The 22,331-nt window shown below is 60.0% G+C and carries 23 protein-coding genes, 1 tRNA gene and 1 pseudogene; 7 read left to right on the forward strand and 18 right to left on the reverse strand.

The window, feature by feature from the left end; translation table 11 throughout:
* Nucleotides 1-39: 39 nt before the first annotated feature.
* From ACQY1L_RS07850 to ACQY1L_RS07880, 7 genes and pseudogenes are all read right to left on the reverse strand, one after another.
* Nucleotides 40-1,563, reverse strand: coding sequence for an ATP-binding protein (locus tag ACQY1L_RS07850; protein ID WP_192086645.1), 1,524 nt, complete (start codon nt 1,561-1,563; stop codon nt 40-42).
* Between the two features lie 111 nt (nt 1,564-1,674).
* Complete coding sequence (locus ACQY1L_RS07855; protein ID WP_430243681.1) at nt 1,675-2,313, reverse strand: LysE family translocator; 639 nt, start codon at nt 2,311-2,313, stop codon at nt 1,675-1,677.
* 64 nt (nt 2,314-2,377) lie between these two features.
* Nucleotides 2,378-2,830 (reverse strand): annotated as a pseudogene (locus ACQY1L_RS07860) (N-acetyltransferase family protein).
* Nucleotides 2,831-2,897: 67 nt separating this feature from the next.
* Nucleotides 2,898-3,137: a DUF1127 domain-containing protein gene (locus tag ACQY1L_RS07865; protein WP_430243683.1), complete on the reverse strand. Its 240-nt coding sequence runs from the start codon at nt 3,135-3,137 to the stop codon at nt 2,898-2,900.
* A 371-nt stretch (nt 3,138-3,508) separates the two neighbouring features.
* Nucleotides 3,509-4,309 (reverse strand): glutamate racemase, encoded by an 801-nt coding sequence (gene murI / locus ACQY1L_RS07870; protein ID WP_430243685.1) that lies wholly within the window; start codon nt 4,307-4,309, stop codon nt 3,509-3,511.
* A complete protein-coding gene (locus ACQY1L_RS07875; RefSeq protein WP_113110958.1) occupies nt 4,293-5,132 on the reverse strand; it encodes an RNA methyltransferase in 840 nt (279 codons plus the stop codon). The genes murI and ACQY1L_RS07875 overlap by 17 nt, the downstream gene beginning before the upstream one ends.
* 81 nt (nt 5,133-5,213) lie before the next feature.
* Nucleotides 5,214-5,744 carry a hypothetical protein gene (locus ACQY1L_RS07880; protein WP_062457497.1) on the reverse strand — a complete coding sequence of 177 codons (531 nt, stop codon included), beginning with the start codon at nt 5,742-5,744 and terminating at the stop codon, nt 5,214-5,216.
* Between the two features lie 242 nt (nt 5,745-5,986).
* Here ACQY1L_RS07880 and ACQY1L_RS07885 point away from each other — a divergent pair, with 242 nt between their 5' ends.
* The 3 genes from ACQY1L_RS07885 (at nt 5,987) to ACQY1L_RS07895 (ending at nt 8,288) form a co-directional block, all read left to right on the forward strand.
* Nucleotides 5,987-7,201, forward strand: a complete 1,215-nt coding sequence (locus ACQY1L_RS07885; protein WP_062457500.1) for an NADP-dependent isocitrate dehydrogenase — start codon at nt 5,987-5,989, stop codon at nt 7,199-7,201.
* Between the two features lie 73 nt (nt 7,202-7,274).
* Complete coding sequence (locus tag ACQY1L_RS07890) at nt 7,275-7,724, forward strand: GNAT family N-acetyltransferase (RefSeq protein ID WP_062457504.1); 450 nt, start codon at nt 7,275-7,277, stop codon at nt 7,722-7,724.
* A gap of 243 nt (nt 7,725-7,967) precedes the next feature.
* Nucleotides 7,968-8,288, forward strand: a complete 321-nt coding sequence (locus ACQY1L_RS07895) for a hypothetical protein (protein ID WP_430243864.1) — start codon at nt 7,968-7,970, stop codon at nt 8,286-8,288.
* Between the two features lie 76 nt (nt 8,289-8,364).
* Here ACQY1L_RS07895 and ACQY1L_RS07900 read toward each other — a convergent pair whose 3' ends face one another.
* The 3 genes from ACQY1L_RS07900 to ACQY1L_RS07910 form a co-directional block, all read right to left on the reverse strand.
* Entirely contained in the window at nt 8,365-9,987 is a 1,623-nt protein-coding gene (locus ACQY1L_RS07900; RefSeq protein WP_430262003.1) for an ABC-F family ATP-binding cassette domain-containing protein, read from the reverse strand.
* Nucleotides 9,988-10,173: 186 nt separating this feature from the next.
* Entirely contained in the window at nt 10,174-11,658 is a 1,485-nt protein-coding gene (tig, locus tag ACQY1L_RS07905; RefSeq protein ID WP_430243688.1) for a trigger factor, read from the reverse strand.
* 146 nt (nt 11,659-11,804) lie between these two features.
* Nucleotides 11,805-11,889, reverse strand: a tRNA-Leu gene (locus ACQY1L_RS07910).
* A gap of 394 nt (nt 11,890-12,283) precedes the next feature.
* Between ACQY1L_RS07910 and ACQY1L_RS07915 the strand changes: the two genes are divergently transcribed.
* From ACQY1L_RS07915 to trmFO, 3 genes are all read left to right on the forward strand, one after another.
* Nucleotides 12,284-12,430: a DUF1127 domain-containing protein gene (locus tag ACQY1L_RS07915; RefSeq protein ID WP_082471897.1), complete on the forward strand. Its 147-nt coding sequence runs from the start codon at nt 12,284-12,286 to the stop codon at nt 12,428-12,430.
* 258 nt (nt 12,431-12,688) lie between these two features.
* Nucleotides 12,689-12,832 carry a DUF1127 domain-containing protein gene (locus ACQY1L_RS07920; RefSeq protein WP_082471896.1) on the forward strand — a complete coding sequence of 48 codons (144 nt, stop codon included), beginning with the start codon at nt 12,689-12,691 and terminating at the stop codon, nt 12,830-12,832.
* Between the two features lie 165 nt (nt 12,833-12,997).
* Complete coding sequence (gene trmFO / locus ACQY1L_RS07925; RefSeq protein ID WP_430243691.1) at nt 12,998-14,419, forward strand: methylenetetrahydrofolate--tRNA-(uracil(54)-C(5))-methyltransferase (FADH(2)-oxidizing) TrmFO; 1,422 nt, start codon at nt 12,998-13,000, stop codon at nt 14,417-14,419.
* Nucleotides 14,420-14,423: 4 nt separating this feature from the next.
* On the opposite strand, the gene ACQY1L_RS07930 is transcribed toward trmFO, so the two are convergent.
* The 4 genes from ACQY1L_RS07930 to yajC all read right to left on the reverse strand — a co-directional run bounded on the left by ACQY1L_RS07930 (nt 14,424) and on the right by yajC (nt 16,663).
* Nucleotides 14,424-14,903, reverse strand: coding sequence for a hypothetical protein (locus ACQY1L_RS07930; RefSeq protein WP_430243693.1), 480 nt, complete (start codon nt 14,901-14,903; stop codon nt 14,424-14,426).
* Nucleotides 14,904-14,993: 90 nt separating this feature from the next.
* The gene (locus tag ACQY1L_RS07935; RefSeq protein ID WP_430243695.1) at nt 14,994-15,860 is read right to left on the reverse strand and encodes a phytoene/squalene synthase family protein; all 867 of its coding nucleotides are present in this window, start codon (nt 15,858-15,860) and stop codon (nt 14,994-14,996) included.
* 3 nt (nt 15,861-15,863) lie between these two features.
* Nucleotides 15,864-16,250: an Mth938-like domain-containing protein gene (locus ACQY1L_RS07940; protein ID WP_062457520.1), complete on the reverse strand. Its 387-nt coding sequence runs from the start codon at nt 16,248-16,250 to the stop codon at nt 15,864-15,866.
* Between the two features lie 59 nt (nt 16,251-16,309).
* A complete protein-coding gene (gene yajC, locus ACQY1L_RS07945; RefSeq protein WP_062457522.1) occupies nt 16,310-16,663 on the reverse strand; it encodes a preprotein translocase subunit YajC in 354 nt (117 codons plus the stop codon).
* 212 nt (nt 16,664-16,875) lie between these two features.
* Here yajC and ACQY1L_RS07950 point away from each other — a divergent pair, with 212 nt between their 5' ends.
* Nucleotides 16,876-17,745 carry an ATP-binding protein gene (locus ACQY1L_RS07950; RefSeq protein ID WP_430243698.1) on the forward strand — a complete coding sequence of 290 codons (870 nt, stop codon included), beginning with the start codon at nt 16,876-16,878 and terminating at the stop codon, nt 17,743-17,745.
* 78 nt (nt 17,746-17,823) lie between these two features.
* Here ACQY1L_RS07950 and ACQY1L_RS07955 read toward each other — a convergent pair whose 3' ends face one another.
* The 4 genes from ACQY1L_RS07955 to serS all read right to left on the reverse strand — a co-directional run bounded on the left by ACQY1L_RS07955 (nt 17,824) and on the right by serS (nt 22,302).
* Complete coding sequence (locus ACQY1L_RS07955; protein WP_430243699.1) at nt 17,824-19,413, reverse strand: peptidoglycan DD-metalloendopeptidase family protein; 1,590 nt, start codon at nt 19,411-19,413, stop codon at nt 17,824-17,826.
* 156 nt (nt 19,414-19,569) lie between these two features.
* Complete coding sequence (locus ACQY1L_RS07960; RefSeq protein ID WP_062457531.1) at nt 19,570-20,223, reverse strand: protein-L-isoaspartate(D-aspartate) O-methyltransferase; 654 nt, start codon at nt 20,221-20,223, stop codon at nt 19,570-19,572.
* A 31-nt stretch (nt 20,224-20,254) separates the two neighbouring features.
* Nucleotides 20,255-21,010 carry a 5'/3'-nucleotidase SurE gene (surE, locus tag ACQY1L_RS07965; protein ID WP_062457534.1) on the reverse strand — a complete coding sequence of 252 codons (756 nt, stop codon included), beginning with the start codon at nt 21,008-21,010 and terminating at the stop codon, nt 20,255-20,257.
* Nucleotides 21,011-21,021: 11 nt separating this feature from the next.
* Nucleotides 21,022-22,302: a serine--tRNA ligase gene (serS, locus tag ACQY1L_RS07970; RefSeq protein WP_430243702.1), complete on the reverse strand. Its 1,281-nt coding sequence runs from the start codon at nt 22,300-22,302 to the stop codon at nt 21,022-21,024.
* Between the last annotated feature and the right edge of the window lie 29 nt (nt 22,303-22,331).

Here is a 22,331-nt window from a genome sequence, read left to right on the forward strand (position 1 = left end):
TGTCATCAAAATGTCAACAGCAGCCGGGTCGCTGCGGGCTTATTCCGCAGCAATCTTGAGATCGCCCTCGTCAGGCGCTTCGGCACTGCCGGGCGCCGTTTCCGCCTGCAGCTCCGGAAACGCGACGATTCGCTTGCCGGTGAAGTCGGAATGGACCACGACCAGCCCCTGCTCTTCGAAATAGCCCAGCAGACGGCGTGCGCGGCGCGCGGAGTGCGTGCCGTACGCGCGGGCAATGCGTGCATCGGACGGGCATGGTTCGCCGCCGAGTGCCGCCTTTGCCATCATCAGAAACACGCCCTGAAGATCATCCGAAACACTGTTCGACATGGACAGCACCGTCGTCCAAGCTTCGCTCGATGCCATCGCAGCATCGACGCCGGAACGGGCAATCGCCGTGCGGCGACGGAAGTCGCTGAGCGACAGCGGCGGGCCCGGCAGACGACGCATGCGGGCGCGAACGAGGAAGTCCTGATAGAGAACCGCGTCCGTCCGATAGGCCGATTGCGGATCGTCGAGGATCTCGGCCATGACCGCCATCAGCCGATCCTCACGCTCCTCGACCGTAAGCACGGGCACCGGCGTCCGCGGCTCGGCGGCAGCCGGCTGAAGGGAAGCAGGCGTCGAGCGCGAGAGTTCCGCCAGAATATCGGTGGTCGGCCGTGGCGCCGGCACCTGGCGGCGGTTCGCCGTCAAAGGCCGGGTGAATTCTTCTGGATCCGGCGTGAAGATGAGACCTTCGACATCCAGATGCGCGTCCGGCAGCGGCATCAGCTTTGGGCTGGACGAACGGGCCGATGTCTCGACATTGCCGATGATGATCGGCAGAGGCCGACGCGACAGAGCCGGACCGAGCGCGACGAAGTTGCCGCGCTTCAGATCGCGGAACATTTCCGCCTGACGCCGATCCATGCCGAGCAGGTCAGCGGCGCGGGCCATGTCGATATCGAGAAACGTGCGACCCATGAGGAAGTTGGAGGCCTCGGCTGCGACGTTCTTCGCAAGCTTTGCCAGGCGCTGAGTGGCAATGACGCCGGCCAGACCGCGCTTACGGCCACGGCACATCAGGTTGGTCATCGCCCCGAGCGACATTTTGCGTGCATCTTCGGAGACGTCGCCACCAACCGATGGCGCAAACATCTGGGCTTCGTCGACCACGACCAGAACCGGATACCAGTAGTCGCGATCGGCATCGAACAGGCCGTTCAAAAAGGCGGCGGCGGCACGCATTTGCTCTTCTAGATCAAGCCCCTCGAGCGTGAGGACGCAGGACACGCGGTTCTTGCGGATACGGTTGGCGATGCCCGCGAGTTCGGCTTCGGTGCGTTCGCCATCGACGACGACATGACCGTACTTGTCGGCCAGCGTGACGAAATCACCTTCCGGATCGATCACGACCTGCTGCACCCACGGTGCGGACTGTTCCAGCAGCCGCCGCAGAAGATGCGACTTGCCCGAGCCCGAGTTGCCCTGAACGAGGAGACGCGTTGCCAGAAGCTCCTCGATATCGAGCTTGGCCGGATCACCCCCGGTCAGAGTTCCCATATCGATGCCGACCTGCAATGCCTTACCTCGTACGCCGTCTACACGCGGTCAAAGACCGCCAAACATTCTCACTAACAGAGAAAGGGATTCGTTTCGCCGTGCAAGAGAGGAAATGCACAGGCTTTGCGGTCAAGCCGCCGCGCGCTTAAAGCCGAGCGACAGAAGCCCTGCCCCGATCATCAGCGAACCACCGGTCCGGTTGACTATTTTCTGCACCCGTGGCCTGCGGATCTGGTTGCGGGCCAGGGAAGCGAGAAGCCCGTAGAGCGTGGCGTTGATTGTCGCCAGCACCAGAAACGTCACCTCGAAAACAGCCATCTGGAAGAACAGCGGTTTCGACAGGTCGAGAAACTGCGGCAGGAAGGCAACGAAGAACACGATGCCTTTCGGGTTGAGCGCGGTAACCACGTAGGTGTGCAGCAGGATGCGCAGCGGTCTGGCTTGCGGCAACTCCGCCTCCCCGGCTGCGACCTCTGGATCCATGACGGGTGCGCGCCACAGCTTGATGCCGAGATAGATCAGATAGGCAGCGCCAACCCATTTGAGGATCGTGAACAGCATCGCCGATGTGGCGAGCAAGGCGCCCAGCCCCAGCATCGAGGCGGTCATTGCCGTGAAGTCGCCAAGTGCCACGCCGACGACGGTCGCATTCGCAACCTTTCGCCCATGCGTCATCGCATAGGAGATGACGAGCAGGATCGTCGGTCCGGGAATGGCCAGAAGAATGGCGGATGCGGCGACGAAGGCCAGCCAGTTTTCAATCGACATCGTGTCTGCTCCTGATCCGATAGGCCGAACAAGCCACCGAATGCAGCCGATGACAAGAGCGATTTCAGCCCTTCCGCACCCAATGATACAGCACGTCCGGTTCCCTCTCCTGATTGCCGGCACCATCGGTTTCATCGATCGCAACGAACCCGCGGCTCTCGTAGAAGCGACGGGCCGCGGTGTTCTGCTGGAAGGTCCACAGGAAGAGCTCAGAAAAGGCCGATCTGGCGGTGTCCAGCAGTGCCGATCAGATGCCTTGTCCCTGGGCTGCCGGCAGTATGTAAAGCTGGTCGATCCAGTCACGCCGGAAGGCGATGACGCCCAGCAGCGTACCTTCCCTCTCGACGCCGAAAATCTGGCATTCCGGGAAGAGATGGTCTCGCCAATAGTCAAGATCCTCCTCCGGGGTATGCAGGCCGGTGAGCGCCGGCAGCCGCGCGTCGAAAGAGGCGCGATGGACGCGGGCAGCGGCGGGCATGTCTGACAGGGCCAGTTCTCGAAGCGTCACGGTTGACATGGAAATCTCCTGCGAACAGAGCGAGTTTGTCTGACACACCCACAATCACACCTATCCGGCTGCCGCCTCACGGCCGCATGCTCCAGACGGGGAATTTCGGTGGCAACGATGGATGGTTGGCCTCCGGCAGACCGATATCCCGCCGCATGTGGCTGTCCAGATCCGCAATGCTATTGCGGCTCCTGAACCGCCGCCGCCAGGCGGCCATTGCCAAGGCAATCGCCATCGTGAAGAGGCCGAACTTTCCGTACAGGTCGTCGATGGCCGATGCGAGATCGCCTGCAACTATGGATTGTTGTTTACGCATAGCGTTTCCGCCCCGGCGCGCTTGGCAGCCGGGTCCTTTCATGGAGTAGGGAGACGCAAGGCTGTGTGACGCGGGCACGATAAAACGGGCGACAGCCGGAAACGTCAGATCAAGGGGATGGGTCTAGAAAGCGGATTTCGGGCGTAAAACCCTATCAGCCTGCAATGCGTCGCATTGAGGCAAACGCCACGCAGGGCGCTGGATGAAATCCGCTGGTCGGGCGCATAGTCGAGAAAATCATCGTCATAATGCGCCTCCTGTCGTTGGCGTTGCGGATGGCGAAAAACTGCCACATGCTCGGCGCCTCGACAAGAGTACAATTGCGAATTGCAGAACAAGCGTTAAAAACGATGCACAAAAGCAACAATCGCTCAGTCCACCCTCAATCCAAAGCCCTGCATCAGCCGCTGCGTGGCAAAATCCGGATTGCCCGACGTGAACACCGCGAAGTCGAACTCGCCGGGGTGTTGCGCACCCTCCAGAAGCGGCACCTTGCGCCGGGCCTGTCGAGCGATCGCTTCCGCCGGATCGAGCCAGTCGACCGGCCAGGGCGCCAGGCGGCGGAACAGGTTCGCCATGAAGGGATAATGCGTACAGGCGAGAACGACGATATCGGTCTTGCGGCCGTCCTTCTCGACGAAGCAGGGCATGATCTCCGACAGGACCGAGTCGTCCGACAGGGTCTCGCCGCGGATATAGGCTTCCGCCATGCGGGCCAGATTTTCCGACCCGACAAGCCTCACGTGACACTGCGTGGCAAAGGACTGGATCAGATCACGCGTATAGGCGCGCTTGACGGTGCCGGGAGTTGCGAGGACGGACACGAGGCCGGATCGGGTTCGCTCGGCTGCAGGCTTGATCGCCGGCACGGTGCCGACGAAGGTCATCTCGGGGAAGCGCTCACGAAGGGCTGCGCCCGCCAGCGTGAACGCTGTATTGCAGGCGATGATGGAGATTTCCGGCTGGTAGTCGTTCAGCAGGCGCTCGAACTGGGACAGGATCCGCGCCGTCAGCGCCTCCTCCTCCCATCCGCCGTAAGGGAAACCAGCGTCGTCGGCGACATAGATGAAGCCGCGCTCCGGCATCAGCACCCGCGCCTCACGCAGCACAGTCAGTCCGCCGATGCCCGAATCAAACATCAGCACTGGCTTCAGGTCATTCGTCGTCGCCATTGCCTTCGATCTCCCCGGTCACGTCGGCCTTCTTCTGCCTCGGCGTCGTTTTTCGTGGCCACTGACGAGGAAACGCATCCAGCGATTTGATCACGCCGCGAAACACGCTGACTTCCTGCTCCGAAAAGCTCCGCCGCGAAAGGACCGCACGCAGATTGTCGATCATCTTCGGCTTCTTCTCAGGCGGATGGAAGTAGCCTCGGGCATCGAGCGCTTCCTCGATCTGCTCGAACATGCCGAACACTTGGTCCTTCGTCGAGGGCCGCTGCTCGATCGGCTGGAAGCGGGTTTCCTCGATATCGTCCATGCCGGATTTCATCCAGTCATAGGACATCAGCAAAACCGCCTGGGCGATATTGAGCGAGGCGAAGGCCGGATTGACCGGGAAGGTGACGATCTCGTCGGCGAGCGCCACCTCTTCGTTGCTCAAACCCCAGCGTTCGCGGCCAAACAGAATGCCGGTCTTTTCACCTGCCTTGAATTTCTCACGCAATGTGGACGCCGCATAGACCGGTGACCGAACGGGCTTGAAGCCGTAGCGTTCGCGCGCCGTCGTGGCATAGACGAAGTTCAGGTCGCGGGTCGCGTCTTCCAGCGTCTCGAAGACGACGGCTCCATCGATGACGTGGTCAGCCTTCGACGCGGCAGACCTCGCCTTCTCGTTTGGCCAACCATCACGAGGACTGACGAGGCGCAGTTCCGCCAAGCCGAAATTGGCCATGGCGCGCGCCACCATGCCGATGTTTTCGCCCAGTTGCGGTTCCACCAGAATGATGGCCGGGCCCTCGGCAATGAGCTCGCGCTCGCTATTCGTACCTGACATCGCTTAATCCCAACAATTTCAGGCTGGGCAGATAGCCGCCGGATGGATGAAGAGCAAGGCTTTCAGAAGGTTTGCTTCCCTCTACTCGCCCTTGGCGATCGATTGCATCTCTTCGACGAGCGAATCGCTTTCATTCTCGACAACGCGGTGGATGTCCTTGATGACCGGCTTGCCGTCTTCCTCGATCACGTCGAAATGCACTTCCGAAACGCTGTCCTTCATTTCCGCATCATCGATGCAGGCCCACTGCTTGAACGTGACCTTCACATCCGACACGCCATTTGCCGCCGGTGCCGGCACGATGGTGACGTCCTTCAGCGGGCAGCCGTCCTGCGAACTCGTGACGACGTCGTAGCCGAACGGATCGCCGGGGGCATTGTTTTCGGTTTCGTAAGCGGGGTGCTTGGACGCTTCCGAGTAGGCAGTCTGGAACGACTTGCTAAAATTCTGCTGGATCGGCTCGGGATCGAACAGCGACTTCCAGTCACTATCAACCGTATTCCAGTTGTCTTCGGTGATCTTCATCACCGCCTTTACCGGATCGGTCACATCCGCCGCCAGAACGCCGGTGGAAATCAGGGTGAAGAGAGAAAGAAGCGGGAGTATCCGCATATCATAGATCCAGTGCTGCGATGAGTTTTGGCGGACATTACGCCGCGCCCGATGTTTGGCAATGCTCAATCTTGAGGGCCAATTTCAGGCAGTATGAAGATGGCGAGCGCATGTTCCAATTTTCTAACCGAATCGCGCCATATCAGACCGCACCATCTTTGCGTTCTCTTCCCCGCGATGCTATAGCGCCCCCGTTGATCATTTTTGAGGCCTAAACGGCCCATTACGGCAAGAGGAAGTCCATGCAGAAGATCAAGGTAGCGAACCCGGTCGTCGATCTCGACGGCGACGAGATGACCCGTATCATATGGCAGCTCATCAAGGACAAGCTGATCCTTCCCTATCTCGATCTCGACATCGAATATTACGACCTTTCCGTCGAGAACCGTGATGCGACGAACGACCAGGTCACCGTCGATGCGGCTCACGCAATCAAGAAGCACGGCGTCGGCATCAAGTGCGCGACGATCACGCCGGACGAAGACCGCGTGAAGGAATTCAATCTCAAGCAGATGTGGAAGAGCCCGAACGGCACGATCCGCAACATCCTCGGCGGCGTTATCTTCCGCGAGCCGATCATCTGCCAGAACGTGCCGCGCCTCGTTCCCGGCTGGACCAAGCCGATCGTCGTCGGCCGTCACGCTTTCGGCGACCAGTACAAGGCGACCGATTTCAAGTTCCCCGGCAAGGGCAAGCTGACGATCAAGTTCGTCGGTGAAGACGGCCAGGTTATCGAGAAGGACGTGTTTGACGCGCCCGGCGCCGGCGTTGCCATGGCGATGTACAACCTCGACGAATCGATCCGCGAATTCGCGCGCGCTTCGATGATGTACGGCCTGATGCGCAAGTGGCCGGTCTACCTGTCGACCAAGAACACCATCCTCAAGGCCTATGACGGCCGCTTCAAGGATATCTTTGAAGAAGTCTACCAGGCTGAATTCAAGGCGAAGTTCGCCGAAATCGGCATCACCTACGAACACCGCCTGATCGACGACATGGTTGCATCGGCTCTGAAGTGGTCCGGCGGTTACGTTTGGGCGTGCAAGAACTACGACGGCGACGTCCAGTCCGACACGGTTGCGCAGGGCTTCGGCTCGCTCGGCCTGATGACTTCGGTTCTCTTGTCGCCGGATGGCCGCACGGTCGAAGCCGAAGCTGCGCATGGCACCGTGACGCGTCACTACCGCCAGCACCAGAAGGGCCAGGAAACATCGACGAACTCGATCGCCTCGATCTTCGCCTGGACACGTGGCCTCGCGCACCGTGCGAAGCTGGATGACAACGCCGAACTGGCAACCTTTGCCACCACGCTCGAAACCGTCTGCGTCGACACGGTCGAACAGGGCTACATGACCAAGGATCTGGCGCTTCTGATCGGCCCGGAGCAGCCTTGGCTGTCCACGACTGCCTTCCTCGACAAGATCGATGAAAACCTGAAGACGGCCATGGCTGCCTAAGCTTCATCTCTTCAGTAGAATTCGACAAACGGCGGGGTATACTCCCCGCCGTTTCTGTTTTTTGCTCGAGGAGATGCCCGTGACGACAATCCGCCCGCTTGAGCCTGCCGACCGTGCCGCTTGGGAACCCCTGTTCAGAGCCTATCTCGAGTTCTACGAGTCGGAACTGCCTAAAGAACAGTACGACATCACGTGGTCCCGCTTTCACCATGATGACGAGCCCCTGCAAGCACTTGGCGCTTTCGACGAGAACGGGCAGATGGTCGGCATCGTGCATGTCGTCTTCCACCGCTCGACCTGGTTACCTGACATGACCTGCTATCTGCAGGACCTCTACGTCGACAGCAGCCAGCGTGGACGCGGCGTGGGGGAAGCCCTGATCGAAAAGGTGGCGCTGCTCGCGCGCGACCAGAATGCCGGTCGGCTCTACTGGCTGACGCAGGAAGACAACACAGCCGCGAGGCGTCTCTATGACCGGGTCGCGGTTGCCCCTGGGTTTATCCAGTATCGCAAACCGCTCTGAGCGGCGCTTACAGCACAGCGGCTTAAACCGGACTTTCAGCAGTATTCCTGCCGGGTTTCACAGCGATATCTCGCGTTCCGCCGATGACACCGACAATGCTGCACGGCTTAATTAGTTGCGGTTTATCAATACTCTACAATTAATGATGAACCAACATGCTAGTTGTCTGCGGTTATGGAAATGATAGATGTTCCCTACCCCAATTCTGGGTTGAGGGACACTACCGTGAGAAAGACTGTACTTATTGCCGCCGCTGCATTGGCGGCTCTTTTTGCATGCACCACTACATCCAACGCCTCGGATCTCGTCTTTACCTTGAAGAACCGGACCAGCGGCACGCTTGAGCGTTTCTATACGTCGCCCGTCGGTGTTGACGACTGGGAAGAAGATGTATTCGGCAAGGATGTTCTCGAGCCCGGCGAGAGTATCGAGATCACCATCGCTGACGGTCGCAGGGTCTGCAAATACGATCTGCGCTTCGAATTCACCGAGGATTCAGGCCTCGAGGACCTCGAAGACTCGCAGGATCTCTGCAAGATGGGATCCTACACGATCCACGAATGACACCGTGCCTACATCACCACCCGGTGATGTAGGCTGCTCGTTCTTACTTCCTCACGATGCGTCGGTTGGTCCAGGATCAGCTTGCGAGACCCGGCGCCTCGTAACCCGTGCGTTCGACATATTCCGTGTAGCCGCCATCGAAACGATGAACGCCGTCCGCGGTCACTTCCAACACCCGGTTGGACAGCTCGGCCAGAAAATGCCGGTCATGGCTGACGAACAGCATCGTGCCGTCATAGTCGGCGAGCGCCTTGATCAGCATTTCCTTGGTATCGAGATCCAGGTGGTTGGTGGGCTCGTCCAGCACCAGGAAATTCGGCGGATCAAACAGCATGGCCGCCATGACGAGCCGGGCTTTCTCTCCGCCGGACAGAACGCGGCATCGCTTCTCCACGTCATCGCCTGAAAAGCCGAAGCATCCGGCAAGGGTTCGAAGCGCGCCCTGCCCGGCCCGTGGGAACTCGGACTCCAGCCATTCGAACACGGTCTGCTCGCCATCCAGCACATCCATGGCATGCTGGGCAAAATAGCCCATCTTGACACTGGCGCCGATCGCGACGGATCCGACGTCGGGCGCCGCCGAACCGGCGATCAGCTTCAGAAGTGTCGATTTGCCGGCGCCGTTGATCCCCATGATGCACCAGCGCTCCTTGCGGCGGATCATGAAATCCAGTCCGTCATAGATCACACGGCTGCCATAGGCCTTGTGGACACCCTTGAGGTTTGCAACATCCTCACCGGAACGCGGTGCCTGCTGAAATTCGAAGGCGACCGTCTGGCGGCGCCGCGGCGGTTCCACCCGCTCGATCTTGTCGAGCTTCTTCACCCGGCTCTGCACCTGGGCTGCGTGCGACGCGCGCGCCTTGAAGCGCTCGATGAACTTGATCTCTTTGGCCAGCATCGCCTGCTGCCGCTCGAACTGGGCCAGCTGCTGCTTTTCGTTCTGCGCCCGCTGCTGTTCGTAAAAGCCGTAATCGCCGGCATAGGTGTTGAGCGAGCCGGCATCGATCTCGATGATCTTGTTGACGATGCGGTTCATGAACTCGCGGTCATGCGAGGTCATCAGCAAGGCGCCATCGTAATTCTTGGGGAACTCCTCAAGCCAGATCAGGCTTTCGAGATCCAGATGGTTGGACGGTTCGTCGAGGAGCATGACGTCCGGGCGCATCAGCAGGATGCGGGCAAGCGCCACGCGCATCTTCCATCCGCCGGACAGTTTGCCGACGTCGCCGTCCATCATCTCTTCGCTGAAGGAGAGGCCTGCCAGAACCTCGCGAGCGCGGCTTTCCAGCCCATAGCCGTCCAGCTCCTCATAACGCGCCTGTACCTCGCCATAGCGATCGATGATGGCATCCATCTCGTCCATCCGGTCGGGATCGACCATCGCGGCTTCGAGCGAGCGCAGTTCGGCGGCAACGCTGCTGACTGGCCCTGCCCCGTCCATCACCTCGGTGACGGCGCTGACGCCCGACATTTCTCCGACGTCCTGATTGAAATAGCCGATCGTCACATGCTTCTCGACCGTGACCTGTCCCTCATCGGGCAGCTCCTGGCCGGTGATCATCCGGAACAGAGTCGTCTTGCCCGCCCCGTTCGGACCGACCAAACCGATCTTTTCGCCGCGGTTCAGGGCCGCAGAGGTCTCAATGTAGAGAATGCGGGAACTGTTGGACTTGCTGATATTCTCGATGCGGATCATGGCTGCCGGAAAGTGAGGACGCGTTCGGCGTGCCTTATGTCACGGGATGGGCCGGATGTCTTGGGGCTTCAGGATGCCGCCGGCCGGATGCATTCATGTTGATTTCGCAAGCAGCGGGCTTGCAACACAACGCAAAAGGCCGAGCAGTTTCCTGCCCGGCCCTTCGTCAATTCGTATTTGAGAAGATTACTCGGCGCTGTCTTCAGCGGCCTTCTTCTTCGGTGCTGCCTTCTTCTTCGGAGCAGCGGCTTCTTCGCCTTCTGCAGCCTCTGAAGCTTCAGCCTTTGCCTTCTTCGGCGAGGCCTTCTTCTTGGCAGGCTTGTCGGCGTCTTCGCCTTCTTCTTCGGCGAGCAGCTCTTCCTTCGTCACGGTCTTGTCGGTGACCTTGACCTCGGACAGGAGATGGTCGACGACCTTTTCTTCAAAGATCGGGGCACGCAGCGAAGCGGAAGCGCCTGGCGTGTTACGGAAGAAATCGAGGATTTCCTTCTGCTGGCCCGGGAACTGCTGCAGCTGAGCATAAAGCGCACGCTGCATTTCTTCCTCGGTTACTTCGACGCCGGCCTTTTCGCCGATTTCGGAGAGAACCAGGCCGAGACGGACGCGACGTTCGGCCAGCTTGCGATATTCTTCGCGTGCTTCTTCCTCAGTCGTTTCTTCGTCTTCGAACGTCTTGCCCGACTGCTGCAGATCGGTGTTGATCTGGCGCCAGATGTTTTCGAACTCGGCGTCAACAAGGCCCTGCGGCGCATCGAACTTGTACATCTCGTCGAGCTGGTCGAGGATCTGACGCTTGACCTTCTGACGCGTGACGTTGCCGTACTGGCTTTCGATCTGGCCGCGGACGATTTCCTTCAGACGATCGACCGATTCGATGCCAAGCGTCGAAGCAAGTTCGTCGTTGATCTCGACGGCAGCCGGAGCAGCGATGTCCTTGACGGTGATGTCGAAGGTCGCGTCCTTGCCAGCCAGGTTCGGAGCCGGATATTCGGACGGGAAGGTCACGGTGATCTGCTTTTCGTCGCCCGACTTGACGCCGACCAGCTGGTCTTCGAAGCCCGGGATGAAGCGACCCGAACCGATGACCAGTTCTGCGTCTTCAGCAGTGCCGCCATCGAAGGCTTCGCCATCGACCTTGCCGAGGTAGTTCATGGTGACGCGGTCGCCTTCAGCGGCAACGCCATCCTTTGTCTCGAACGTGCGAGCGCTTTCGGCGATCTTGAGGATCTGCTCGTTGACTTCGTCTTCAGACACTTCAACGACTTCGCGCTCAACGGTGATACCGTCAGTCGACTTCAGTTCGATCGGCGGGATCACTTCATAGGTCAGGGTGAATTCGAAATCAGCCTGTGCATTGAGGATCTTTTCGGCCACCGCCTCGTCTTCGGTCATCGATACCGAAGGCTGCGTTGCCGACTTCTCGCCGCGCTCGGAGAGAATCTTGGTGGGGCGTTCGCGGACGATCTCGTTGACGAGATCAGCCATGATCGACTTGCCATAGGTCTTCTTGAGGTGGGAAAGCGGCACCTTGCCCGGACGGAATCCGTTGATGCGAACCTTGTCCTTGGCGTCGGCCAGACGAACGTTGAGCTCGGCTTCCATATCCTGCTTAGGGATAACGACCTTGATTTCGCGCTTCAGCCCTTCAGCGAGCGTTTCGGTAACCTGCATTTTTATACCTTCTTATCGTGGCGGCGGCGCCCATACAGCCGTTCGTGTTTTTCGTGAGCACACCACCGGAACTAAAAAGTGACCAGCCGCGGCTTTCATAAGCAGCGCGTCCTGCCGTTACCGGCGAACAGCGCGTCCAGCGATCCTGGTGCGGGTAGAGAGACTTGAACTCCCACGCCTTGCGGCACCAGAACCTAAATCTGGCGTGTCTACCAATTTCACCATACCCGCGCCCCTAGGCATCGAAACTCTAGCGGCCAGAGGCCTTCCGGAGCGCGCGTCTCTATAACACCCGTTTTCCTACACGCAAAGGAAAAATGAAGGTTTGTGACGCCTGTTTGATGATGATCAGAAGGGAGACTGCGTTCACCTCGGGTCGAGCTGGCAAGCCGGACAGGAACGGCCCTACGCGCCTTCATTGTGGGTGTAATAGACGTAAAATTCAGCGCCTGATCAAATTATGGTCAGATACAGCTCGTTTCCGCACGATCCTTCTGCATGCAATGCAACAGATGCATAGGTGGCATACGAAATGCGCGCTTTTTCCTTCGCAGCGCAGCATTTAAAACGATTAGCAACGCAGCCGGAAGCAATTAGCCGGCATTGACCAACGAAGGAAACGACCATGAAAATCGCAAAGAAGCTGAACGACTGGCGCAAGTACCGCGAAACGGTTTCGGAACTCGGCCGCATGTCGGACCGCGAACTCTCTGACCTCGGTATTGGCCGCTCCGACATCCGTCGCGTTGCACGCACGGCAGTCGGCTTCTAAAATCTAAAGAACGACCAACGGTCTACCGTTTAAAAGCGCCTCCTTCGGGAGGCGTTTTTCGTTTGTGCATAGTGCTTCACGCAGCGAAACGGCTGCTGCTGCTTTTTCGTACGAAGCTGCAAAAAGCATCAACTCATTGCACAAACGCATGGCAGTCGCACATTTTTTGCACTGCATCTTTCCGCGCGTCTCACCTATATGAAGCTCATCGCCGGTGACGATAGATCACTGGGAAAAAGATGATTGAGGAAACACCAAATGAACCCGATCCGCATCGCTAAGAACTGGATCAGCTACCGCCGTACGATCAATGAACTCGGCAGCCTTTCCAACCAGGCGCTCAACGACATTGGTCTGACCCGCTACGACATCCGCGGCATCGCCGCTCGTTCCTTCCGTTAATCCATCCATTGTGATGGACCAGCGCGATATGATGTCGCGATGGCGAGAGAACGATAGTCGCAATGATCCTAAAAGATCAAAGAGACACCCAAGGAATGATCAGAGGCACCTTTTTAGGTGCCTTTTTGATTCCGGCCGTTCGAATGCCGTGATAATGAGCCGGACATGAGCACTATATCGAATTCGTCTACCCTTGCCCCAATCCACGTCGTCGGTGGCGGCCTTGCCGGCTCCGAAGCATCCTGGCAGATCGCTGAGGCCGGCATCCCCGTCATTCTCCACGAGATGCGCGGCGTGCGCGGCACCGATGCCCACCGCACGGACGGTCTCGCCGAGCTCGTCTGCTCGAACTCTTTCCGCTCCGATGATGCGACGGCCAATGCCGTCGGCGTCATCCATGCAGAAATGAGGCTGGCCGGCTCCTTGATCATGGCCTGCGCCGACAAAAATCAGGTCCCGGCCGGCGGCGCACTTGCGGTCGACCGCGACGGTTTCTCTCATGCAGTCACGCAGGCGATCGAAAACCATCCGCTGATCACCGTTGTGCGAGAGGAAATCCACGGTCTACCGCCGGCGGAATGGGACTTGGCCGTCGTCGCGACCGGTCCTCTGACGTCGCCCGATCTCGCAAAGTCGATCCAGGCCGAGACCGGAGAGGACCAGCTCGCCTTCTTCGACGCGATCGCGCCGATCGTCCACCGCGAATCGATCGATATGGATATCTGCTGGTACCAGTCGCGCTACGACAAGGTCGGGCCCGGCGGCACAGGCAAGGATTACATCAACTGCCCGCTCGACGAAGCGCAGTACAATTCCTTTCTCGATGCACTGATTGCGGGCGATACGGTCGGCTTCAAGGAATGGGAAGGCACGCCCTATTTCGATGGCTGCCTGCCGATCGAGGTCATGGCGGAGCGTGGGCGCGAAACGCTGCGCCACGGTCCGATGAAGCCGATGGGGCTTACCAATTCACACAATCCGACCGTCAAGGCCTATGCCGTCGTCCAACTGCGGCAGGACAATGCACTTGGCACGCTCTACAATATGGTCGGGTTCCAGACCAAGCTGAAGTATGGCGCGCAGGCCGAGATCTTCCGGATGATCCCGGGGCTGCAGAACGCCGAATTCGCGCGGCTCGGCGGCTTGCATCGCAACACCTATATCCAGTCACCAATGCTGCTCGATCACTCGCTGACCTTGAAGAGCCGGCCGGGCCTGCGATTCGCCGGTCAGATCACCGGCTGCGAGGGCTATGTGGAGAGTTCGGCAATCGGTCTTCTGGCTGGTCGTTTTGCGGCTGCCGAGCGCAAGGGCGAAGAAATCGTCCCGCCGCCGGCGACGACGGCCTTCGGTTCTCTGCTTGGGCATATCACCGGGGGGCATCTGGTCCACGACGAAGAGCCCGGCAAACGGTCCTTCCAGCCGATGAATGTCAATTTCGGCCTGTTTCCGGATCTTGCTCCCGGCTCCATCGTCAAACCCGAAGGCGTGAAGCGCTTCCGCGGCAAGGACAAGACGATCATGAAACGGCAGTTGATGTCGGTTCGTGCGCTGAAGGACTGCCGTGAGTGGCTGGGTATCGCCTAAAAGCCTAATCGGAGCGGTCGGTGTCTGAAGCCGGCTGCGGTTCGGCCGGAAGCTGTCGATCGGCAACGCTCACATAATTGTCGAGAAGCCAAAGCGACACTTCTGCCGCCTCGTTTTCATTCTTGAACACGAAAGTTCCGTTCTGTGTCGGGGAGTCCAGGAATTCGGCCGAAAAGCCTTTCGGTTCGGGCGTCGGCGTTACCCGCACGCGGCCGGGTCGGATTACGTGGCATGCGAAATGATTGCCACGGTTGCGCATGATGCCTGACTTATTGTCGTGCAGTCGCACAAAGATCGTGTTCGCATCGGCTGTGCTGTGCAGGCTCCTGATGGCTTCGGCAGGATAGGCGCGACCGAATTCGAGTATCGCCAGTCCCATATCGTGAAGGCTGTCCTCGTCACTGTGCTTGACCAGGCGGGTAACATAAAAGGCCATGGCCAGCATCACGCCGATGGCGATCGACCAAACTACCAAAGGGCTCAAGACTGCTTCTCCACTGATGGCAGATGCGCACCTGCCGATATAGGGCATTTATCCCCCAAGGCTTGCGTGAAGCGTGGCGACTGGTGATTGCTAGAAGCGTTTGAGGACGGCAGCCTTCAGCATCTGCAACTGACGACGCCATTGGGGAGACTGCATGTCTCCGTCGAGAGCATCGGCTCCCCGGCGTGAAGCGCGCTGCAGAACCGGCTCGACAAGCGCTACCGGCACGAAGGCCGGCACGAGCGCGGGCGGAAGAGGACCGGCACGTCGTGCCTTGTCGAGATGCTCGAGGCCAAGGCCGGCAAAGGCCTGAATTGCTGCGGAAATGCGAGGTTTGTCGCTGCCGGCCAGAAAGCTGTCGCGGTCAAGACCGGTGGCAGCCAGAAGATCGAGCGGGAGGTAAAGCTGGTTGCGGCGCCGATGGATCGGCAAAAGCAGGATGAAACCGGCGATCGCCTGCGCAACACCCGCATGGCCGGCCGCCTGCGTGGACCTTGCGGCATCTTCGGGCGAAAGGATGAGGCTTGCAAGCTGGATCAAAGCCGAGGCGGTTTCGCCAGCATAGCCTTCCAGCGCGTTGCGGTCAGTGAGCGGATCGTCGTAGAGATCGAAGATTCGCGCTTCCGTCATGGCGACAAGCGTCTGACGCGGCAGCCGATAGGTCTCGATCGCATCCTGCAGTCCCGCAGCGATCGGATTGCCGCCCGTGTCTCCCAGCCCGTCTGCCTGACTTCCACCCTCAAGGAAATCCCGCCACCATTGCAGGCGGATCTCTCCCGGGAGAGGATCGCGGACCATGTCCCGGACGCGCGCAATTTCGGCGTTGAAGGCGTAGAGCGCGGCCAATGCCGGGCGCTTGTCTTCCGGAGACAGGAGGCATGCGAGATAGCGATCGCGGTCCGTGTCTCGCAGCGTCGCGAGACAGAGTTCGCCATTCGTTGAACGATCGTCACTCATGGGTCAGACGGCAATCAGCGCGACGGCGACGGCACGGGATTCGGCGAGCATGATATTGTATGTGCGCACGGCAGCACCGGTGCTCATCGGGTCGGAAGAGATGCCCTTCGCCTTCAATGCGGCTTTCACCTCTGCAGGTATCGGCTTCAGGTTCTGGCCCGTGCCGATCAGCAAGACCTCAATGCCTGAGGCTTCGTCGAGGACCTTGTAGAGGGAGGATACCGTAAGGGGCTCACCTTCGCTCAGATCCCAGCCGTGTATCCCTGAGGGAAGGCAGAGGATCGACCCGCGATGCGACATGTCGGCAAAACGGAAACCGCCATTGCCGTAGGCATCGATCTGGGCGCGACCGGGGAAATGGGCTTCGCGTATCTCGATCCCTTTTGCCATCACCGCGTCCTTGATTGATTAGAAAATGGAAAGGCCCGCCAGAGCGGGCCTGCCGGATGTCAGGACGCGGTGTCGGCCTTGACCGGCTCGCCCTTGACGCGGACTTCGGCGATGTAGGCGCGCATTGCGCGGACCTTGACGCCGTCGGCGATCTCGACTTCGACTTCGTTGTCATCGACAACCTTCGAAACCCGGCCGACGAGGCCGCCGCCAAGCACAACCTGGTCGCCACGGCGAATGCTCGTCAGGGTCTCCTGGCGTTTCTTAGCCTGGGCGCGCTGCGGACGGATCAGGAAGAAATACCAGACCACCATCAGAGGTGCGAAGAGCAGCACCATCTGCAGAATCGAGTCTGTTGCGGAAGCCGCCGGCGCCGCTCCACCCGCCTGCGCGAATGCCTCAGTAATGAACATCAAGAACTCCTAAACGATAAGCGGAGGCGCCGAGCCCCCTGTCATAAGCCGCCGGAATATAGTTGTGACACCGGGGAATGCAACAGAAAGCGGTCCCCCCGCGTACTGAATCCACGGCTCTACGGCTTTTGATGCAATAACGAGCATGTTACCTGCTGAAAAAAGCGGCCGAGAGGGCGCGGCCGATGACAAAAAGTCTTGAGGAATACCAAATGACCGACGAGCTCAACGCCCTGATCCTGTCTGAAGTGCGCAGGCTCGCCGACGCAGTCGAGCGGCTGGCGGCCCCCCCACCCGCGGTCAATGACTGGACTGTCGCGGATTGCTTTGTCTGGGTGCCGACAAACCAGCGCCTGCAGCCCGTGCCACGCCCCAACCGCGTCGCCCTCACCCTGATCCGTGGCGTTGACCACGTGCGCGACATCCTGCAGGAAAACACGTTGCGGTTTGCCGAAGGTTATCCGGCAAACAACGTCCTTCTCTGGGGCGCGCGCGGCATGGGCAAGTCGTCGCTGGTCAAAGCCGTGCACGAGGATATCCGCGCGTCGACCGGTGTCTCGCTGAAACTGGTGGAAGTCCACCGCGAGGATATCGCCACGCTGCCGGCGCTGCTCGACATCCTCAAGGCATCCGGCCATCGCATCATCGTGTTTTGCGACGATCTGTCCTTCGACCACGACGATACGGCCTACAAGTCTCTGAAGGCAGCGCTCGACGGTGGCATCGAAGGCCGGCCGGACAACGTCCTGTTCTACGCCACATCGAACCGGCGCCACCTTTTGCCGCGGCATATGCTGGAAAACGAGCAGTCGACGGCGATCAACCCGTCCGAGGCGGTCGAGGAGAAGGTTTCGCTCTCGGACCGTTTCGGACTTTGGCTCGGCTTCCACAAATGCAGTCAGGACGACTACCTGACCATGATCGACGGCTATGCCGACCATTTCAATCTCGGCCTCAACCGCGAAACCCTGCACCACGAGGCGCTCGCCTGGGCGACGACGCGCGGCGGGCGTTCCGGCCGCGTCGCGTGGCAGTATATCCAGGATCTCGCCGGGCGGATGCGCAAGACACTCACGCCGTGAGTTCTTGAAGCAGCCCCAAAACGAAAAAAGCGCAACCGAAGCTGCGCTTTTCTCCCGTCCCCTTGAAACGCACTACAATTATTCAAGGAAAGTGATGGGGTTGACCGGTGTCGCATCCTTGCGCACCTCGAAGTGGACCTGCGGACGCTGAGCGTCGCCGCTCATGCCGGACGCCGCGACAGTCTGGCCGCGGGTGACCTTCTGGCCGCGCGTGACGTTGATGTTGCCGGCGTGGCCGTAAACGGTGACCTTGCCATCGTCATGGCGAACCAGAACGGTGTTTCCGAGCTGCTTCAGGCCGTTGCCGGCATAGATGACGACGCCGTTTTCAGCGGCCTTGATCGGCGTGCCCTCGGGAACCGAGATGTCGATACCGTCATTGCGGCTGCCGTTGACGTTGGCGCCGTAGCCGGCGATGACCGCGCCACTGACTGGCCAGCGATATTTCGAAATGCCGGTCGACTGCGGTGCAGCGGCAGACACATCGGACTTCTTCTCGACGTCCGACAGCGATGCTGTTTCCTGTGGCGCAGGCTTTGCGGGTGCTGCTTCGGCGACAGGCGACGGTGCAGCAGGCTTCGGCTGGGCAGCCGGCTTTTCCGGGATGGATGCGGTTCTGACCGGATCGGTCGCAACCGAGCTACCACCGACCTTCAGGCTCTGGCCGACCCGCACACCGTCCGTCGTCAGACCGTTTGCGGCCTTCAGCTGATCAATCGGTGTGCCGGTTTCGCGAGCGATCTTTGCAAGGCTGTCGCCAGGCTTGACCGTGTAGGTGCCACCGAGAGGCTTGCCGCCCGGAGGTGTGATCTTGCCAAGCTCCGCCATCGCCTTGTCGCGGGTCGGCGTTGGCAGAACGGCAACCTTCTGCTCGGTCTGCTGGGTGGGCGCTGGCGCCTTGTTCTGCAGGTCGATATCGGACGCCGCAGTCTTCGCGGAATTGCGGGACGGGCCGAAAGTCGGGATGACAATCGTCTGGCCCGGCTTCACAGCGCCGCCATTGGCCTTCAGGATTTCCTTTTCAGGAACGCCGTAGCGGGAAGACAGGGTCGATGCGGTCTCGCCTGCCCTGAGCGTTACCCGCGGAGCGTTGACCGAAGACCAGCCGGACATCGGCTTCGTCGAAGCCGTTGTCAGGTTGTCGCCTCGAGCGGTCGACGGTGTGGGAGCCGTCAGAGACTGCGAACCACCGCTACGACCCGGGTATGACTGGGCCATCGATTCCTGGCGAGTGCCCTGACCGCGGTCAGCCGCCATCGGTGCACGGGACGCCATGGGAGCGGACGCCTGAGCAGACGGCATGCCGGGAGCTGCCAACTCGTTGCGCTGGACGGCCATCGGCGCCGAAGCGGCGCGGGCCGGTGATGAATAGCCACCGGACTGGGCCGGATAAGGCTGGTTCATCGCGGTATTTCGCGAACCGTAATCCTGCTGGACCGGTGCCACCGCCTGGCCCGACCGCACATCGTCGCGCGGCATTGGCGCCTGGCCATAGGCCCCGCCGACCGGACGCTGGGGTATTGAAGCCGTTGTCAGCTCATCTTTGGAGAACAGCCCGGAGAAACGGCTCGAATCCGAGCTGCAGCCAGTGGCCGCACTCGCAAGCAAAGCCGCAACTGCGAGCTTAGCTACTGATTTTCCGACTTTTTGTGCACTGTTGACACGCATGGACTCGACCTACACTCACGCAACCATCGTGGGAGTCATTAAAGCGCGTTAGTCTTACTGTGGGGTTAAAGTGTCGGAAGAGATGCAATTTTTTTGATAATTCGCTAACCATGAGTTGGAAGCGCGTGGCAGGAGCGGAACCAATGCCGAACCAGCTTAAAGCGCTGCCGCCATCTGCGGAATGATCGGCAGGAATGGCACGGTGAACAGGTCTTCCCGTTCGAATCGGCTCCCGGTCTTGGTGAGCCTCACCATCATGCAGGTCTCGTCGTCGCCGATCAGCGGCGCAACCATCGAACCGCCATGGGTCAGCTGCTCCGCATAGAATCGCGGCAGAACCGTAAATGCCGTGGTCACGAATATCCGATCGAACGTGCCCTCGCCCGGCATCCCGTTGCTGCCATCCGCCTGTCGTACGATGACGTTGCGCATTCCAAGTGCGTCAACGCGGGCCTGCGCCGCAACGGTGAGCGTCTTATAGCGATCGACGGTCAGCACCCGTTCTGCGATGCGGCCGATCACGGCGGCTGTAAAACCGCTGCCTGTACCGATTTCGAGAACACGATGACCGGGTTTCACCTGCAGAGCGGCCAGAAGGCGAACCGCAAGATCTGCCCCTTCCATAAAGGCACCGCAATCGATCGGGACCGTGCGGCTGGAATAGGCTTCCTGAGAAAGCGTGGGCGGCACGAACTGCGAACGAGGCGTCTGCTCGACGGCAGTCAGAAGGTCGATGTTTGAAATGCCTGCGGACCGGAGCCGCAAGACAAGTGCAGCAAACCCTTCCTTCTCGACCATGCCCGATTTCAAGCTGTCACTCCGCCTGCCACGTTATCTGGGTTCAACCCAGCGCCTTCATCAAGCGATCCTGCACCGAATAGTCGGTCAGGTCCAGTTTCAGCGGTGTTACTGAAATGCGATTGGCCTTGATGGCGTTGATGTCTGTGCCCTCCGCCTGGCGGCCGACACGCGAGGCAAAGTACAGCCAATAGTATGGGAAGCCTCGACCATCCTGGCGTTCGTCGATCGCCACGTCGAAATCGGTCTTGCCCTGAGACGTGACTTCCGTCCCCTGGACATCGTCAGGCGCGCAGGCCGGGAAATTGACGTTGAGAAACGTGCCGGCCGGAAGGTCCGTATCCAGCAATTTGCGGATCAGGCCCGGGCCATGCGATTCGGCCGTATCCCAAGGCAGGACGCGGCCGTTCTCCTTGCGGTAGGCCTGGCTGAGCGCGATCGACCGGACGCCTTGCAGAGTGCCCTCGATGGCGCCTGCGACCGTGCCAGAATAGGTCACGTCGTCGGCAAGGTTGGCACCGACGTTGACACCCGACAGAACGAGATCCGGCTTGCCCCCCATGACGTGGCGCATCGCCATGATGACGCAGTCCGTCGGCGTGCCGCGCACGGCATAGTGCCGGTCGCTGATCTCGCGCAGGCGCAGCGGCTCCGACAGGGTCAGGGAATGCGCATAACCGCTCTGGTCGGTTTCTGGCGCAACAATCCAGACGTCATCGGAAAGCTGGCGGGCAATCCGTTCGAGAACCGCCAGGCCTTCCGCGTGGATACCGTCGTCGTTGGTGAGCAGGATGCGCATTCAGGGCTGCCTTATGCTTTTTCTATTTTGGTCAGGCCGCCCATATAGGGCAGAAGCGCGTCCGGGATCGTAACGGAGCCGTCTTCATTGAGATAATTTTCGAGGACTGCGATCAGGCAGCGGCCGACGGCAGTGCCCGAGCCGTTCAGCGTGTGAACAAATTTCAAAGCCTTGTCGTCCTTGCCGCGATAGCGCGCGTTCATCCGGCGGCCCTGGAAATCGCCACAGACCGAGCAGGACGAGATTTCGCGGAACGCATCCTGTCCCGGCAACCAGACTTCGATGTCATAGGTCTTGCGGGCGCTGAAGCCCATGTCGCCGGTGCAGAGCGTCATCGTCCGAAAATGCAGGCCGAGACGCTTGAGGACGTTTTCGGCGCATTCGGTCATCCGCTCGTGCTCAGCGATCGATGATTCCTGATCCGTGATCGAGACGAGTTCGCATTTCCAGAACTGGTGCTGGCGCAACATGCCGCGCGTATCGCGACCCGCAGAACCGGCTTCCGAACGGAAGGACGGGGTAAGCGCCGTAAAGCGCAGCGGCAGCTTTTCGGCGTCCAGAACCTCGCCCGACACGAGGTTGGTCAGCGTCACCTCAGCCGTCGGGATGAGGTAGCGGCCATCCGTCGTCTTGAAGAGATCTTCCTCGAACTTCGGCAACTGGCCTGTGCCGTACATTGCCTCGGACTTTACCATCAGCGGCGACGACACTTCCGTGTACCCGTGCTCGCTGGTGTGCATGTCGATCATGAACTGACCGATTGCCCGCTCAAGACGGGCAAGCGGTCCGGTCAGCACCGTAAAGCGCGAGCCCGAGAGTTTTGCGGCTCGCTCGAAATCCATATAGCCGAGCGCTTCGCCGATCTCGAAATGCTCCTTGGCGGGATGATTCCAGCCGGGCTTCGTTCCGATCGTGCGCGTGACGACGTTCCCTGATTCGTCCGAGCCGACGGGGACATCGTCGAGAGGAATGTTTGGAAGGCGCGACAGCGCGTCATCGAGCGCTGCGACAGCTGCCCGTTCTTCCTGCTCGGCGGCCGGCATCGTGTCCTTGATGGTGGCGACTTCCGCCTTCAGCTTCTCGGCGAGTTCGGTATTCTTCTGCGCCATCGCATTGCCGATCTCCTTGGAGGCGGCGTTACGGCGCGACTGCATATCCTGAAGCGTCTGGATGACGCTGCGGCGGGTATCGTCCATCGCAAGCAGGGAGGCAGCCATCGGCTCGGCGCCGCGCTTGTTCAGCGCTGCGTCGAAAGCTTCCGGATTATCGCGGATCCACTTGATATCGAGCATGATTCTTGGCCTTCAAAGCATGAGGCCGC

The organism is Neorhizobium sp. DAR64862/K0K3 (assembly GCF_050500185.1).
Taxonomy (GTDB): Bacteria; Pseudomonadota; Alphaproteobacteria; order Rhizobiales; family Rhizobiaceae; genus Neorhizobium; species Neorhizobium soli.